12 protein-coding genes and 1 pseudogene are annotated in these 16,107 nt (G+C 35.1%); 6 read left to right on the forward strand and 7 right to left on the reverse strand.

What is annotated here, in order from left to right:
- Positions 1–324 precede the first annotated feature (324 nt).
- From ZPR_RS13200 to ZPR_RS13215, 4 genes are read left to right on the forward strand one after another with little or no spacing between them, the layout of a single operon-like run.
- A complete protein-coding gene (locus ZPR_RS13200; protein ID WP_013072198.1) occupies positions 325–1,386 on the forward strand; it encodes a ComEC/Rec2 family competence protein in 1,062 nt (353 codons plus the stop codon).
- Positions 1,383–2,720, forward strand: a complete 1,338-nt coding sequence (locus ZPR_RS13205) for an ABC-three component system protein (protein WP_013072199.1) — start codon at positions 1,383–1,385, stop codon at positions 2,718–2,720. Before ZPR_RS13200 ends, ZPR_RS13205 begins: the two co-directional genes overlap by 4 nt.
- Complete coding sequence (locus tag ZPR_RS22575; RefSeq protein ID WP_013072200.1) at positions 2,698–3,261, forward strand: ABC-three component system middle component 1; 564 nt, start codon at positions 2,698–2,700, stop codon at positions 3,259–3,261. Before ZPR_RS13205 ends, ZPR_RS22575 begins: the two co-directional genes overlap by 23 nt.
- Positions 3,242–6,400 (forward strand): AAA family ATPase, encoded by a 3,159-nt coding sequence (locus tag ZPR_RS13215; RefSeq protein WP_013072201.1) that lies wholly within the window; start codon positions 3,242–3,244, stop codon positions 6,398–6,400. The genes ZPR_RS22575 and ZPR_RS13215 overlap by 20 nt, the downstream gene beginning before the upstream one ends.
- Before the next feature lie 1,129 nt (positions 6,401–7,529).
- Here ZPR_RS13215 and ZPR_RS13220 read toward each other — a convergent pair.
- The 3 genes from ZPR_RS13220 to ZPR_RS13230 are packed head-to-tail and all read right to left on the reverse strand — an operon-like array spanning position 7,530 to position 9,127.
- Positions 7,530–7,883 (reverse strand): hypothetical protein, encoded by a 354-nt coding sequence (locus ZPR_RS13220; protein ID WP_041578922.1) that lies wholly within the window; start codon positions 7,881–7,883, stop codon positions 7,530–7,532.
- On the reverse strand, positions 7,858–8,277 hold the full coding sequence (locus ZPR_RS13225) for a hypothetical protein (RefSeq protein ID WP_013072204.1): 420 nt from the start codon (positions 8,275–8,277) through the stop codon (positions 7,858–7,860). The genes ZPR_RS13220 and ZPR_RS13225 overlap by 26 nt, the downstream gene beginning before the upstream one ends.
- A complete protein-coding gene (locus ZPR_RS13230; RefSeq protein WP_013072205.1) occupies positions 8,258–9,127 on the reverse strand; it encodes a hypothetical protein in 870 nt (289 codons plus the stop codon). The genes ZPR_RS13225 and ZPR_RS13230 overlap by 20 nt, the downstream gene beginning before the upstream one ends.
- Positions 9,128–9,280: 153 nt before the next feature.
- Here ZPR_RS13230 and ZPR_RS13235 point away from each other — a divergent pair, with 153 nt between their 5' ends.
- The gene (locus tag ZPR_RS13235; RefSeq protein ID WP_013072206.1) at positions 9,281–9,715 is read left to right on the forward strand and encodes a helix-turn-helix domain-containing protein; all 435 of its coding nucleotides are present in this window, start codon (positions 9,281–9,283) and stop codon (positions 9,713–9,715) included.
- Positions 9,716–9,837: 122 nt separating this feature from the next.
- The gene (locus ZPR_RS13240) at positions 9,838–11,085 is read left to right on the forward strand and encodes a hypothetical protein (RefSeq protein ID WP_013072207.1); all 1,248 of its coding nucleotides are present in this window, start codon (positions 9,838–9,840) and stop codon (positions 11,083–11,085) included.
- A 42-nt stretch (positions 11,086–11,127) separates the two neighbouring features.
- On the opposite strand, the pseudogene ZPR_RS22980 reads toward ZPR_RS13240, so the two are convergent.
- From ZPR_RS22980 to proC, 4 genes and pseudogenes are all read right to left on the reverse strand, one after another.
- A pseudogene (locus ZPR_RS22980) lies at positions 11,128–11,460 on the reverse strand (transposase); the annotation flags it as partial.
- Positions 11,461–13,186: 1,726 nt separating this feature from the next.
- Positions 13,187–14,134 (reverse strand): N-acetylornithine carbamoyltransferase, encoded by a 948-nt coding sequence (locus ZPR_RS13255; protein ID WP_013072210.1) that lies wholly within the window; start codon positions 14,132–14,134, stop codon positions 13,187–13,189.
- Between the two features lie 22 nt (positions 14,135–14,156).
- On the reverse strand, positions 14,157–15,293 hold the full coding sequence (locus ZPR_RS13260; RefSeq protein WP_013072211.1) for an aspartate aminotransferase family protein: 1,137 nt from the start codon (positions 15,291–15,293) through the stop codon (positions 14,157–14,159).
- 2 nt (positions 15,294–15,295) lie between these two features.
- Positions 15,296–16,090: a pyrroline-5-carboxylate reductase gene (gene proC / locus ZPR_RS13265; RefSeq protein WP_013072212.1), complete on the reverse strand. Its 795-nt coding sequence runs from the start codon at positions 16,088–16,090 to the stop codon at positions 15,296–15,298.
- Positions 16,091–16,107 lie beyond the last annotated feature (17 nt).

Raw genomic sequence — 16,107 nt, forward strand, 5'->3', positions numbered from 1 at the left:
TCGGTATCTTCAATTGGCTCTTCCATTCCAATACACAATATTTAAACCTGAAGGTCATAGGCTTAAAGTAGTTTCCGCTATTAGTGAAGACTGGGCTTTGCAAAAATATAAAGCCTTAATATTCTTCCTCTGGTGGTAAGAGACAAAAACATTTTTGAATTTCCAATTTTACCAAATTTTAATTAATATGACTTCAAAATATAATTTTCGAAATCCCATAAGAAATGTTAATACGAAAAATTTTTTATATTTATCGAATTCGATATAAAATTTAATTTCACAGATTTATAGTATGCTCTTGAGGATACCGGATTTTAAAGCATTATGGATATAACAATTTTACAAGCTTTCAATGGGGATTCTATATTGTTGTCATTTAAAGATAAAGTAGGAATAAGTAAAAATATACTTATTGATGGCGGACCAGGTAAAACCTACCAGTTCAAGAATAAGAAAGGTAAACAGGAGGCTGGCGATCTTCAAAAACTAATAGAAGGATTGAGAGTTCAGGATCAGTTCATCGACCTACTTATATTGACTCATGTGGATGATGATCACATAGGTGGCTTACTGAAATGGTTTCAAAAGGATAAAGAGGCCAAGGATATTATCAAAAAAGTATGGTTTAACTCTGGGCAACTTATCTCTGAATACTTTGGAGATGAGAACTCTGAAGATAATGCTCTTTCCCTAGGTGACGCTACTGGACTAGATACTAGCATAAAACAAGGGGTCAAGTTTGAGAAGTTTCTAACAGAAAATGGCCTATGGGAGAGACGGTTGATCCATTCATCCGATGAGTTGGAGTTATTTGGATTCAAACTCACTTTTCTTTCTCCCAGTATTGATAAACTGAATGCCCTTCTAGGAAAGTGGGACAAAGAAGCCCCAGTCACGGATACATCCGGTAAAAATGATTACGGTTGGTCTTTAGAGAAACACATTCAAAAGGATGTTTTCAAAGAAGATACATCCATTCATAATGGAAGTTCAATAGGTTTTATAATCGAATATAATGACAAGCGGGTGGTATTTCTGGCAGATGCTCATCCTATACAGGTAACTGAGCGCCTTCGCTCTTTAGGATATAGTGAAAGAAAACCACTTGAGGCAGAATTTCTCAAAGTATCGCATCATGGAAGTAAGGCCAATACGAACTATGAATTATTGGAACTGATTAATACGGATAATTACATCATATCCTCTAATGGAGACAAACACGAATTGCCTGATAAGCAATGTCTCGCACGCATTATTAATCACAATAATAAAGCAAAGATATACTTCAATTATCCTGAGAAAATACCTCTGATTTTCAAGGATGAGGACTACGATGTATTCCCCGATTTTCAAGCCTTGAGTACCAAAAATGGCTTTAAAATATGACAATAGATGATGCCAGGGAATATACAGTAATCGTAAATGGAGGAAGTGGTTGTTTCTTTCAACCGGCTGATCTGGAAGCCACTTACATCCTTACGGCAAAACATAATATTACAAATGCAGGTAACAGGATTACTAATTTAATGCATTTTCAGTACCAAAATGGTCAGTGGGAAATATTAACTATTCCTTTCCAGAACTTGAATTTAGGCGCTAACTATTTTCCGCACCCCAATAAAGACATCGCCATAATAAAGGTTCCTAGAATGGAAGGCTTGGATGCCCTTTATAAACTAACCGATTTGGACGGTAATCCTGAGGGATTTTGGCTATTAGGTTATCCCGAAACCAGGCGAAATGGATCTCCCACTAATAAAATAAAGTGGTTTCGCCCCGATATAGGAGTTGGGATCCTAGGAACTACAGAGAATGCACGCAGGGAGGCACACATTCCCGGAAACCCTGATTTAGGTGAAGTACGAGGTCATTCTGGCGGGTGTATTTTAAAGGATGCTGGTAATAAACTGTATTTGGCAGGGATACAAAACAGTATGGCTCAGGCGGTAGGTGAGCAGTTAGGTAGAATAGAGTTTACGCCAGTCGAAATTTTCAATGAAATAATCGAGGAACATCCTAATGAGCTTTCTCTTTTATTCCCTTCCTATTTATCCAGTTTCGATTTTCTAAGAGGAGAAGCGTTCGATTTAAAGGCAGGTCTTTCGCAAGACAATATAAACTTCACCAGAGGTTATCTCCGGCATAAATGTAAAGAGGTAATCGACAATGAATTTACACCTATTGGTATAAGGAATTTTTTTCAGACCCGATTACTCATAGACCAAGATAAAGGGGAGGAATTGGAAACCAAGAATATTTGGATACTCTGGCTTGAGTTTCTAACCATACTAAATATTGTTAAGGGGCAAGCGCATACCACGGATAACTTGTCTAACATTTTTGATCAGTATCGTTTATTGTTTTCTGATACCAATGGAGATTGGTGCCATGAGATACCTAAGCTTATATATTCAGATTACAAGGGGCTAAAGAAAGGAGGCCTTGTGATCGTAGGGGTTGAAAAACCACCAGAAGATGAAACCTATATTATTGATGGATCTATACCTATCATATCACAAGTTCGAAATAGCCAAGATCGCAATCTATTAAAGATCGATGATGGGTATGGATTTCCTTTTGATGAATTCAAATTTATTCACATCGATTTCTTTAAAAGAGAAAGCATAATCAAACGGCACCACGAGTATGCGGCAATCGATAATGACCAAACATTGTTAAATAAACTAAAACAGATATATGCAGAAGTCTTTACCGATTAAAGAGCATTTTGAAAGTGTGATGAAAAAGTCTTTTCCTGAATTGATCTTTTACCATCATATCGAAGAGATGAAGGGGCAGATTAATATTTTTTTCATAGAACTTTCTGATGAAGAAAAGCTGGGAGAGCTTTGGGAGAAAATACGTAATGTTATTGCAGTTTATTACCAGAATCATTTAAAAACTGATTTCGAGCTTTGGAACATCTATATTATATTTATCTTGCCTGTAGGCGTCTCTAATGAATTGAAGTACAAAATTGAAAATGATCAGTTATCCAGTCGAAAAATTGTGGTCGACAAATTTGAGCAAAAGCTGGATGACAAAACCAGGGTAGCGTTGTTGTCCAATTATATCAATATCGATTTTTCACTACCTCAAACCAGTAATGAGCAGCAAGGAAGGTCTACAGAATACGATTCTGACTCTTATGTCTTTTCAGTTATTAATGCACCAGATAGGAGCAAAAAAGGAAAGGATCAAATTGAATCCCTTTACAAAAACCTCTTAAATAAATTGAAAAATGAAGATTCAAAAGGTTGAAATACAGGCGTTCCGTGCCTATGGTAAAGTTGAAAATGGAACTTTTGATTTTTCAACGAAGTCCAATGCGATTGCGGATTTTATTTCCATTTATGCACCAAACGGTTTTGGTAAAACTTCATTTTATGATGCCGTAGAGTGGGCTTATACTAACCGCATCAGTCGGTTCGACCGAAAGGAGAAATTTAATAAAGCGCTTGCCAAATCAGAAAGAGAGATTCAAACCCGTAGTTCTGGAAGACCCAGACAATGGATTATCAGAAATAAGTTTTCTGAACTTGAAGAGGGATTTGTAAGAGTCTATACCACTTCAAGGGATAAACCATTTGTGAATACTGTACCGGTTGTAGGAAAGGGCAGCTCTGATTACAAATTTGGAGCTCAGAAGCAAAAAGGGAAGAAAGAATACTTCCATGACGTGCTTTTATCACAAGAATTTATTAATGCCTTTTTGAAGGAAGATGATCCTCATTTGCGCTACAAAAAGTTCATTCAATCGTTTGGAGACGTTGACTTGGATAAGAAATATGGGACTGTAATTGATCTAATAAAAATCAACCAGAACGAAATTAAAGACATCAATAGTAAATTAAAGGGGCTTCAATCAGAACTGAAACTGGATTTCGATAATGAACTACTGTCTCTAATCAATATGGCCATTGAAGAGTTCAATGCCAACGGTGAAAATTTACCCAAAGTAGATGCTTATTTCGGCGAAAAAGAGGTACTTCGGCTAGCGAATCTCATAGCTGAAAGGAAAAATGACTTAAAAGCGAAAATTGAAAGCTTAAAACAGAAAAAGCAGAAAGTTGACCAAGCTGTTAGCGGTAAAGCAGATGAGCAGCTTAGCACGGAAGATTTTTTTGAGACGAAAGAACAATTGGCCCATCTGAACTCCAAATTAGAGAAATTACGAGGGCAAAAAGATTTACTAAAGAAACAAGAACAATCTCGAAGTCAACTCTCGGACCTTGAAAAAGAATTAGCAGAGCGATTGGAAGAGGATAAATACCTAGCCAAATTAATTACGGCTTTTCCTTCTTTCGCTATGATGAGAAATGAGATAGCTGACGAAGAACGACAAATAGATGCGAACAAACAGGAGACAACCAAATCAAAGACAGCTTTAAATGATACTTTCAAAAGTATAGATGCTCTAAATGTGACTAAAGCCACCAAACAAGCAGATTATCAAAAGCTATCTGAACGACTGAAACAATTACCTGAGTTATTGCAAAAGCTATCGGATTTAAAAAACGAACTGAAATCCACAGTGGACTTGAAGGAGAAGCAAGTGGAAGACCTTGAGAAGATCAAAGATTCTATAAGTAAGCAAGAATCCAATACACTTGCCTTTTCAGCCTTCAAAAAGAATATTGAAGACGACATTCTTCCAACAAAGGAACATGAATACTATAAACAATATGTAGTGTTTATTGAGGCTCTAAGTGCAGCAAAGGACGAGCTGAAGGAGGTGCGAGCAAAACTTGAGAAGACTCAGGGTAATTTATCCGAAACTGATTCTATGAACCGGGAAATCAAAGAGTTAATTGAACAAGGTGCCACTATTATCAATCTCAATCAATCTTCCTCTTGCCCTTTGTGTCAACATCAATACGAAAGTTTCGCGGTTTTAGCCGAGAGAATTTCCAACAATCCATTGCTTGGACAACAGATTAACACACTACTGGAGGAAAAAGGAAAATGGGAGCTGGAACAAAGCCGCTTACTGAAGCTAATTGAGGAAAGAAGGAATAAGCTGAGCAATGAGCTTGATAATGAATTAGAAAAGCAAAGTGTTTCTCTAAAGGCTCTGATTGAACAACGCGATTTATTCAGCCGCTCCATAAGTAAGTTAGATGACAAACAAAATTCATTGAATGAGCAAATAAGAGAAAAGTTAAAGACGCTGAATCTGTCAGATCAACCTTCAGAAGAATTTGAAACCAAGCTTAGGCAGGAAATAAAAGAAACCAAATCTGCCCTGGATATAGTGCTCGAATCTTTGGAAAAATCCTCTAAGGAAAGGGAAAAGTTTGAAGAAAAAATTCAAATATTACAGGATCAGATAAAGCGTTCTGAAGAAAAAATCCAGGATTTTAAAAATGAGCCAACCTACCGGCAGTTGGTTTTATTTCAAAAAGAACGTTTGATGGATGATCATCCCACGAAACAAGACTTGGATGAAGATAAGGAGAAATTGAGGCTAAAGATCGAAAAGATAAGGAAGGAAATAGCAGAGTTAAAGGCTACTCTTAAAAGTCTCAATGAAAAGTTGAAAAGTATCTTTAAGGATGAAATTGACAAGTCCTTAGCAGAGTCGGAATCGAAAAAGCATGTGCTGAGAACTAAGATTCTCATCTTCGAAAACCTGTTGAAGTCGTTAGATATTTCATCATCAGATTTGTCCATTGAAGAGTTGCTGAAAGCACTCGAAAATGAAAAGAAGGAGATTTTAGAGACTATCAAACTTTCAGAAGAGAAAATAACCAACCTGAGAAAAATTGATGATTATCGGGCGAATGTAATCCCATTTCTCGAATATCAGGAAAGTCAGACTAAGAAGTCAGAGCTTGAGGCCAAGAAGAAATTTTTGACCAAAGTTGTAGGTGAACAGTTAGAAAAAGAACGCAAGCGGATATCCGAATTCATCCATCAGCAGGTAGAATCCTTCTTTTATCAAGGCTTGATCAATACAATCTACCGTAAAATTGATCCACACCCATCCTACAAGGAGATTTCTTTTAAATGTGACTTCTCTACCACAAGACCAATGCTCAATATTTTTGTGAGCGATGATACGCAAAATACCATCGTTCCAACACTTTACTTTAGTACCGCACAATTGAATATATTGAGCTTGAGCATTTTCTTGGCCAAAGCTATGAATGTCAAGGATGACAACGGAGAACCTGTCGATTGCATTTTCATCGATGACCCCATTCAATCCATGGACAGTATTAACATTCTTTCTACAATTGATCTTTTCCGGAGCATTGTAGTGAACTTGGGAAAGCAAATTATTCTATCCACACATGACCAGAATTTTCAAAATCTTTTAAAGAAGAAAATTCCAGATGATCTATTTCCAGCTAAATTTTTAGAGTTGCAAACTTTTGGAAAGGTAGGAGGAAATTAAAATATAATTAGATGATTATTTAGTTTTATAATTTGAAGTAAAATAAAACTGTTATTGTTAACCATCAAATATTTTAGGTAGTTCTAAGTTTACATCTATGATAATGATAGAACATCTGCTGGCTTATTCCAAAAATAAGTAAATCTATAACTTTAAAGTATTGCAATTATTTGTGCTTCTGTAAACCTTATTTTCTTTATGCTAAGCTTAATTAATACTAAGATTATTGTAATTGCCAATTGGGGTATGACTTTTACTAGAAAAAACTATAATGTAAAAAGTAAATAATAATGTTTTATTGTATCATCTGGAAACAAAGATTATCCTAGGTTGGAAATTGAATAGCAAGAGGATAACACGCAGAGCGATGTTATAGTTATTCATTTTGCTGATTTTCAATACTTTGTAATTTGTTCGTAAAACGTTTTTTACTAAAATTTGCAGCAAAACCTTTGGGAAGCCCTATAAACAGGCAATTATTTACAGCAAAAATTAGTAAAAAATGAAATTGAAGGTATAAATCTAGCAATCCTCACCATATTTCCTTTCACTATGTTGCAGTCAAAACGGTTCGTCGAAATGGTCTTGAACATAAGCCAAAAGCAAACAAATATACAGATGAATTGAAGCTGAAAATTTGCTTTTGGCTCACGTTCGCTTTAGCAACATTCTGGAAAGTTGACCGATCAATATTTCATAGCTATAAGCTTACTTTGAAATTTACAGCCTTACCTTTTTGATCTCAAAAGAACAGGATTTAGCATTAGCGGGCGCATAAACCGGTCAGCTCTGCTTTCCTATTTATAGCCCTTTTCCTAATCCTAAATCCTGTAGAAGAACCAATATCAAAAAGGTAATGTGACGGCTCTAAAAGAAGTAAATGAAATAATCCTAAAGCCTATTTCATTCGATCTTTAGTAGTACTTCAATGGAGCTAAAAAGGCAAATGCTCTGGATAAAAAAAGTAAATGGAATTAATAGCGTTTTCCCCTTAAACATCTCTTTTTGTTATTGCGACCGTGGGGAGCAATCAAGATTGTGTCCACAGACACACATCTTGAATTAGCACGCAATTTGATAAAAAGTACCTATTACAAATTCGTGTACACCTCATAAGTGACAGGAAATTTTAGGAATTTTCAGTAGGTACTTTCTTTTCTAGTTCTATATTTTCCAATAGTTCCGAAAACTTATCTATTAAAGCGAATTCTTCCGATGGTATAAGCTGGGTTACAAAACGAAGTACTTCCATAACATTATATTTAGGGTTGGGTACTTCCAGATCACATAATTGTTCATTCTCTTCTAAGGCTACAACACATACCTTAATTAGGTTTGTGATCAAAAACATGAGATCCAAGTGGCTATCAACTCTATAAGTACCCTTATAACATTTTCCTTTTCTACTGGTGTCAGGTGTTAAATGTAACATATGATCTTGCTTAAATTCCTGAAGCCTATTGATGAGTTTTTCCTTTTTCATAACGTTCTTGGTTTTTAAGGATTTGCTTTTTAAGTTTCTTGGGGAAATGAATATAGTCTGTGTCATTTTCAAGTATGGCTATAATTTGTTCCAATTGAAACATATCACCATCTGGCATCAGTTCAATGACCATTTCTATAACTAATTGAACACTGGAGTTTTTACTTTGGTGGCTTAAGTTTTTAGAATGAAAATTACCTTCACCATCTAAAGCTAAAACACAGACTTCCAGTAATGATGTAATGCGCATGATATAATCAGTATAATCTTCAAAGCGAATGGCGGCATTTCTAAAGGTATGACGCTTGGTTTCTTCCTTTTTTAAACCATAGGCTGTCGTTCCGATTTCTTTTAGCTGTTTCAATTTTAGTTGATCAAGTTTTCTCGTTTTCATGGGATGCTGTTTTTAAAGTTTGTAATTGGTGATTAACAATTGGTAAGAGATAATCTAAAAGACATTGGCAATAAGAATGCGCCATGTTAAGGTCTGTTACTGAAAATAAAGAGCTACTTCGGTAGCGAAGTTCAGTATGATGAAAGCAAAAGATGTTCTTTAGTGGCGACTGTTCAAATAGTTGTTCTGAAAAAATATTGGGAGGTATATCATGGCAGAATTGAACTAGTTTAAAAAGATATAATGAATGATGATGTTGCGGACGGTAATGCAGAAATGCATAAATAGTACCTAAGCAAAGTTGCTCAAAAGACAACCGTATTACATGTGCGCTTAAAATGCCTGCGTTTTCTTCCTGAGTACCTAAGTTTAAACAATGTTTTGCTATTGCTATTCGATCTTGTGTGTAGTTGGTTATGCCCTTAATATCCAATTCAGGGACTTGGCTGAGTTGTAGAGGAGCTAATTCAAAAGGAGAACCCTCAACCAAACCACCTGATTGGAGTATTTTAGAAAAGAAGTATTTATTATGATTAGAAGCAGCTATAAGCTGTTTTGGCATATAGAGTAACAAGCTGATGGTATATTTTCCGCCGGAATCTTGACGGATAATATCTGAAAGGTTGGCAACGGCATTTGTGCTAATATGCTTGCTTAATAGCAGCAAATAAAAATGATAGTGTTGCTGTTGCTTAGAAGCATCATTATTCAGGGGATTATGAGTTCCCAGTGCTGATGATTGCATATCAAAATAGTATAAACTTGTAATTTCGATATGTTTTTTGAGGATTTCTGTAATTTGGGCTAATGCAAATTCGATAACTTTGGGAGGATGCAAGTTGGTAAGCATAGATCAAAAGGTGTTAAAGTGAAACTTTAGTGATGGTCAATGAGCCTTCAAGTTTTAAAAAGAACCGACCGTAGCGAACCAAAATGACCGGTAAAAAACAATAGAGAACTTGTTTTTTACTGCAAAGGGTGATGAGCGAAACTTTTAAAAAGAATGTTTATCTTTGAGATTATGAGCACAGCAACAAAAACCAGTCATATCGGTAGAAAGATTAGCCGAATCAGAGAACTTCGAGGAATGAAGCAGGAAGCCCTTGCCGCAGAATTAGGTATCAGTCAACAAAGTGTATCCAGTTTAGAACAAAGTGAGCATATTGAAGATGAAAAGCTTGAAAAAGTGGCTAAGGTGTTAGGGGTGAGTAAGGAAGCTATTGAGAATTTTTCGGAGGAAGCTATATTTAATAATATCCAAAACAATTACGAAGGTTCTACTATTAATGCAGGTCCTACAGTTCATCATCAATGTACATTTAATCCTTTGGATAGGTTAGTTCAAGCTTATGAAGAAAAAGAAAAACTTTACGAAAGATTGTTGAAAGCTGAAAAGGAGAAAGTAGCTTACTTAGAGAAACTTTTGGATAAGAAATAGTGAAAAAGAAAATATTTAAGATTTGAAAGAAGTGTCGATAACCGGTATAATATTCGGTAAATCGACACTTTTTTTATTTATATAACAAGTTAGCTGTAATACCCTAACAAAAAAATCTTTCAATGTATAGAAACGGAAAAATTGAACTTTATAGAGAAGGAGATCTAGGTGCTGTCTTTCAAAATATATATCAACAAATATTAAATGGGATTCAATTAAAAGATGATAACTACATTCTTAATGTAAGTGAAAACGAATTTGCCGAATATCTTATACAAAACAAAAAGATCGAATTTCCAAAATTACATTTTGAAGATATTTACATAGATAAATATGAAAAGGAAATCCCTGCTGAATGGTTTCCAGGTTCTTTTGATGTTTATTCCGGAAAAAAATATAAAAGAGATGTAATTATTTATCATATTCCTTTTTCAGGTGATATTTATATATTAGCCAATAGAGCCGTAAGTGGATTTTCAATATCAGGAAGTACAACCGTAGGAGTTGATAAGGAAAGTATTACTGTTGAGATAGTAAACTTTTATAATGATCCAGAAAGAATCAAATCTTCGTTTGCAGACCAAAAAAGATATATCTTATCTGATTACGATTTCGTTCAAAAAGATTGCAACAGCTTCAATGATGGATTGCTAGATTTCACTGTTAAACATATCCAAGAAAGAAAAAATAAAATTCTACAAACCAATGATCTAATGGCTTCGTTAGGTGTTCCTCTAAAGAAGAAAAAAGATGTTTCGACCACCTTTTCGGTTCCAAAACCGGAATTGAGAAAGAAGATTAAAATAGAACCAAAAGTCTATGAAGATAAATTTAATCCTGAACCAACTCTAAGTTTTAAGGATTATCAAGAAATTTTAAGAATAATAAATGATGTTGGAAAAAACTTTGAAAGAATGCCTTCAACATATAGTAATAAAGGAGAAGAAGATCTAAGAGACCACATTTTACTCACTTTAGATCCTAACTTCGAGTATGGAAGTGCTAGCGGAGAAACTTTTAATAAAAAAGGTAAAACTGATATTCTATTAAAATATAAAAGTGATGTAGTATTTATCGCAGAATGCAAATTCTGGGGAGGAAAATCTCAATATTTTAAAACATTCGACCAACTTATTAGCTACTTAACTTATCGAGATTCAAAAACTGCTTTAGTTTTATTTTCAAGAAATAAAGAAATTTCCAACGTCTTCTCAACCATTGAAAAAGAAACGAAAAACCATCCAAATTTCGTCAGGGAAGAAAGACAAACCGCTGCTAATTGGAGAAATTTTATTTTTCACTTGGATGAAGACTCAAATAGAGAAATCAATATTGCAGTATTGACGTATCATCTACCAAATTTGAACTAAGGTACTACAGCTAACAAAGAACTAAGCTAACTTCCAAGCATTTTATTTTAATCTTGACGCATAATTTTCATCGTATGGTAAACCTGATGTAGCCACAGCAAATGCCTGTTTTAGTAGTTTATTACATACAGCAATAAGTGCAAGCTTCTTACTTTTGCCCTTGGCTATTATGCGTTCATAGATATCCCTACAGGCTTTATTGTGTTTGCAGGCTGTAAAACTGCACATGAAAAGCAGATTTCTAAGTTTTGGATTTCCCATTTTACTGATCCTACTCTTACCTCGTACACTAGATCCAGAGGCACGGATGGTTGGAGTAATGCCAGCATAGCAACATAATTGACCTGCGCCCTCAAAACTGGTAAAACCATTGGTTTAATTAATAATTACTATTTTTAACTAAATTACGTATTGTTATCTAACATACGAACCGAGACCGTTACCACACATTTAGAAAAATAGTGGGTTATGACCTAAGTGATAGCCTGGAACTAGGAGGTTGTGTAAGAGCGTTAAATAAGGCGCTATATCAAACAAAGAGCACTGATGGACTGATACACCACTCAGACAGAGGCATACAATATTGCGGCAATGTATAAACCCAAATTCTTAAAAGAAAAGATATTGGTATAAGTAAAACCGAAGAGAACCATTTCTACGAAAACGCTATGGGTGAACGTGTAAATGGCATTTTAAAAGAAAAATTTTATCTGGATCAAACCTTTATGAATAAGGCTCACGCTAAGAGGGCTACAAAAACGCAATTAAATTATACAACGAAATAAGATTACACTTATCTTTAGAGTATAAAACACCAAATATGGCATACAAATTAACTGCCTAAAATCAAGTTTAACCTGTAGCCATATTTCAGGACGAGACATTTAAGAAAAAATAAATATGAAAGTACTTGAGGGAAAGAAAATACCATTTTTGATAATTCTTTTTTCTGTTCTAATGATATTTTTTTGGTATTGTAACTAAATATTATAATGGAACGAGATATAACAAAAGAATATACAAAAAACCGACTTTGGAATTGTATGATGTAAATCTTTTTGGGTTGGAAATTCCATATACTTACTTCCTGCTTTTTTTCATAATCACGCTCGGAATAGGAATTTTCCTTTTCGTATTTAAGACAAATAGGAATGATTTACAAACCTGATATCCGAATAAATAATTCAATTTATCTATTAAAACAAGTTTAACCTGTAGCTATATTTTAGGACTAGACATTTGGTTTCAAGCTAAACTTTAAACAATTTTTTTACCATTCTAAATAAGTTAGTATTATGGCTATGGCTCCAACAAAATCACTCGAAGTGACAGGTGAGTTCAAAGTTCCAAAGTTTAAGGTGTAAAGTTTCTTGCTATTCTCATCTTCAAATTAAAAATATATACATCAACACTTAGCTTTAAACCTTTCACCATTTACTGATCACAGCATCTATCCTCTCTTGTCTTTATTCTATATTCTTGATTCCTGGTTGTCGTTTCTAATTAACACATTTTCAAATCACCATATCAACATTAATTGATAACTAAAACTTATTGATACAATTTTATCTTCGCTATGGCTCCAACAAAATCACTCGAAGTGACAGTTGAGTTCAAAGTTCCAAAGTTTAAGGTTTAAGGTTTCTTGCAGTTCTCATCTTTAAATTAAAAATATATACATCAACATTTAGCTTTAAACCTTTCAAAATTTACTGATCACAGCGTCTATACCTTCTTGTCTTTATTCTATATTCTTGATTCCTGGTTCTCGTTTCTAATTAACACATTTTCAAATCACCATATCAACATTAATTGATAAATAAAACTTCTTGATACAATTTTATCTGCGCTATGGCTCCAACAAAATCACTCGAAGTGACAGTTGAGTTCAAAGTTCCAAAGTTTAAGGTTTAAGGTTTCTTGCAGTTCTCATCTTCAAATTAAAAATATATACATCAACACTTAGCTTTAAACCTTTCAAAATTTGCTGATCACAGCATATATACTTGCTTGTCTCTATTCTATATTCTTGATTCCTGATTCTTAAATCTTGTTTCAAATTCGCACATTATCAAATCAACGCATCACCCAATCACCGCATTTAATCCAGCTTTTCCAAAATTCGTTTTAAAACTGCTTGTGCGGCATAAGTTCTATTATTTGCCTGATGAATTACAGCTGAATTTTCACTATCCAAAACCTCGTCTGAAATTACCACATTTCGTCTAACTGGCAAACAATGCATCACTTTAGCATCGTTGGTAAGCGCTAATTTCTCTTTAGAAAATGTCCAATTTGAATCGGTAGATAATACTTCACCGTACTTCTCATAACTACTCCAATTCTTGACATATACAAAATCGGCATCTTTTAAGGCCTCATCCTGATTATGATATACTTTGGTATCATTTAAAACCCGGTTGCTTAGATCGTAACCCTCAGGGTTTGCTACACAAAAATCAACGTCCATTTTCTGCATCATTTCAGCAAAAGAATTAGGTACCGATTGTGGCAAAGCTTTGGGATGTGGAGCCCAGGTCAATACTACTTTTAGCTTATCTTTCTTCTTTAGTTCGGTGATCGATATCGCGTCTGTCAATGCCTGTAGCGGATGCCCGGTAGAACTTTCTAAATTTACCACAGGTACACTTGCATACTTTTTAAACGCATTAATTACCTGCTCTTCTTCATCTTTCACCTTGTCTTTTAACCCAGGAAAAGCACGCACACCAATTACATCACAATATTGCGACAATACGGCAGCGGCTTCCTTAATATGTTCTGCTTTATCCGAATTCATAACCGCTCCATCTTCAAATTCCAAGGCCCATCCATCTGCACCAACATTCATCGTAAGCACTTCCATTCCTAAAAGTCGGCCAGCTTTTTCTGTACTTAAACGCGTACGTAAACTGGAATTAAAAAACAACAAGCCAAGGGTTTTTCCTTTTCCTAAAGTGGCAGCTGAGTTTTCTTTTTTAAGCTGAATCGCTTCTTGTATTAATTCATCAAGGTTTTCGATATCGTGAACGCTTGTGTAATGTTTCATTGAAATTGGTTAATTTTAGGGGTTATTTTTGGTTCGCTAAACTGATCTTTAAAGCTTTAAAAAAGGTATCAAAATGTTTCTTTTCGATATTTAGCGGCGGTAAAATTCTAAGCAGATTCTTGTTGGCGGCAGATCCCGTAAAGATTTGATGCACATACAACATATCTTTTCTAAGACTGGCGACTTCAAAATCGAATTCTAAACCAATCATTAATCCGCGTCCTTTAATATTTTTTATCTGCGGAATTTCTTTTGCCTGCTCTTTTACGTAATCGAACATGGCTGAAGCATTCTGCAGCAATTCTTCTTTTTCAAGAATATTCAATACCGCTAATCCTGCAGCACAAGCCAGATGATTTCCGCCAAAGGTAGTTCCCAACATTCCATATTTTGGAGCGATATTTTTATCGATCAAAACCCCACCAATTGGGAAACCATTTCCCATTCCTTTCGCTATTGAAATAATATCAGGATGAATATTATGCTTCTGAAAAGCGAAAAAGTCACCTGTTCTTCCATAACCAGCCTGAACTTCGTCTGCAATGATCATCGCTCCGTTTTCTTTGGCTAATTTTTCAATTTGCTGATAGAATTCCGTGGTTGCTTCATCTAAACCTCCAACACCCTGAATCACTTCAAAAATTACTGCAGCCACATCTCCTTTTTGCAATTCTGAGGCTAAAGTTTCTGCATCATTAAAGGCGATTTTAGTTATTTTATGACCTTTATTAAACGGCGCTTTAATACTTTCATTATCGGTAACGGCTACTACTCCAGAGGTTCTTCCATGAAACGCATTTTCAAAATAAATTATGCGCTCTTTACCTGTAGCAAAGGAGGCTAACTTTAAAGCATTCTCGTTAGCTTCGGCACCAGAATTACATAAAAACAACTGATACTCCTCACAACCCGACAACTTGCCTAATTTTTCGGCCAGTTCGACTTGCAACGGATTTTTAATCGAATTTGAATAAAAACCAAGCTGACGTACCTGTTTAGAAATTGCATTCACATAAGCAGGATGCGAATGTCCTATAGAAATTACGGCATGCCCGCCGTAAAGATCAAGATATTTTTTACCATCCTTATCGAAAACATACGTGCCTTCGCCTTTTACAGGAGTGATATCGAATAATGGATAAACATCAAAAAGCTCCATATTTATTGTTCTGAAATGTTATTTATTTTTTTGAAAGATGCTTGTAAGCCTTTAATTAAAGAAGAACTTAACCCATTGTGTTCCATCTCGTTTAATCCTTCGATAGTGCAACCCTTTGGTGTGGTTACTTTATCAATTTCTTCCTCGGGATGCTTTCCAGATTCCACCAATAAACTCGCGGCCCCCAAACAGGTATTCATCGCCAGTTGCTGTGCATCCTTGGCGTCAAAACCAAGTTGTACGGCTCCCTGTGTGGTTGCACGAATTAAGCGCATCCAAAAAGCAATACCACTGGCACAAATTACCGTTGCGGCCTGCATTTTATTTTCCTTGATAATGATACTTGTTCCTAAGCGATTAAAAATAGCCTCGGCGATAGCGATACGTTTTTCTCCTTTTTCGTTAGAACACATACATGTCATCGATTTTCCAACAGCTATCGCTGTATTAGGCATGGCACGTATAATAAACTGATCTTTACCAACTATGGCTTCAATTCTATCGATTTTGAACCCGGTTATTGTTGAAATAAGCACATGCTTATCAGTAAGCAAATCTTTTATTTCTTCTAAAATTCGTTCTAATTGCTGAGGCTGTACCGCAAAAATCAGAATATCTGAATTTTTAACTGCTTCCTGATTGTCTGAAGTTACCGTAACCTTAGAGTATTCTTCATAAGATTTAATCGCTTCAGTATTTCTTTTGGTGAGGTAAAGCGTGGTAAACGCATTATTTACGATAAGTCCCTTGGCAATAGACTTTCCTAAATTTCCCGCACCGATAATCGCTATTTTCATGGTTTAAGTTTTTAGAA

It is taken from the genome of Zunongwangia profunda SM-A87, from assembly GCF_000023465.1.
In the GTDB taxonomy this organism is placed as follows: Bacteria; Bacteroidota; Bacteroidia; order Flavobacteriales; family Flavobacteriaceae; genus Zunongwangia; species Zunongwangia profunda.

Bases quoted from the DNA above. Each gene is read 5' to 3' on its own strand.
- ZPR_RS13235 (WP_013072206.1), top strand. From the start codon at position 9,281: ATGTTTATCTTTGAGATTATGAGCACAGCAACAAAAACCAGTCATATC.
- ZPR_RS13215 (WP_013072201.1), top strand. From the start codon at position 3,242: ATGAAGATTCAAAAGGTTGAAATACAGGCGTTCCGTGCCTATGGTAAA.
- ZPR_RS13205 (WP_013072199.1), top strand. From the start codon at position 1,383: ATGACAATAGATGATGCCAGGGAATATACAGTAATCGTAAATGGAGGA.
- ZPR_RS22575 (WP_013072200.1), top strand. From the start codon at position 2,698: ATGCAGAAGTCTTTACCGATTAAAGAGCATTTTGAAAGTGTGATGAAA.
- proC (WP_013072212.1), bottom strand. From the start codon at position 16,090: ATGAAAATAGCGATTATCGGTGCGGGAAATTTAGGAAAGTCTATTGCC.
- ZPR_RS13220 (WP_041578922.1), bottom strand. From the start codon at position 7,883: ATGAAAAAGGAAAAACTCATCAATAGGCTTCAGGAATTTAAGCAAGAT.
- ZPR_RS13255 (WP_013072210.1), bottom strand. From the start codon at position 14,134: ATGAAACATTACACAAGCGTTCACGATATCGAAAACCTTGATGAATTA.
- ZPR_RS13200 (WP_013072198.1), top strand. From the start codon at position 325: ATGGATATAACAATTTTACAAGCTTTCAATGGGGATTCTATATTGTTG.
- ZPR_RS13240 (WP_013072207.1), top strand. From the start codon at position 9,838: ATGTATAGAAACGGAAAAATTGAACTTTATAGAGAAGGAGATCTAGGT.
- ZPR_RS13230 (WP_013072205.1), bottom strand. From the start codon at position 9,127: ATGCTTACCAACTTGCATCCTCCCAAAGTTATCGAATTTGCATTAGCC.
- ZPR_RS13225 (WP_013072204.1), bottom strand. From the start codon at position 8,277: ATGAAAACGAGAAAACTTGATCAACTAAAATTGAAACAGCTAAAAGAA.
- ZPR_RS13260 (WP_013072211.1), bottom strand. From the start codon at position 15,293: ATGGAGCTTTTTGATGTTTATCCATTATTCGATATCACTCCTGTAAAA.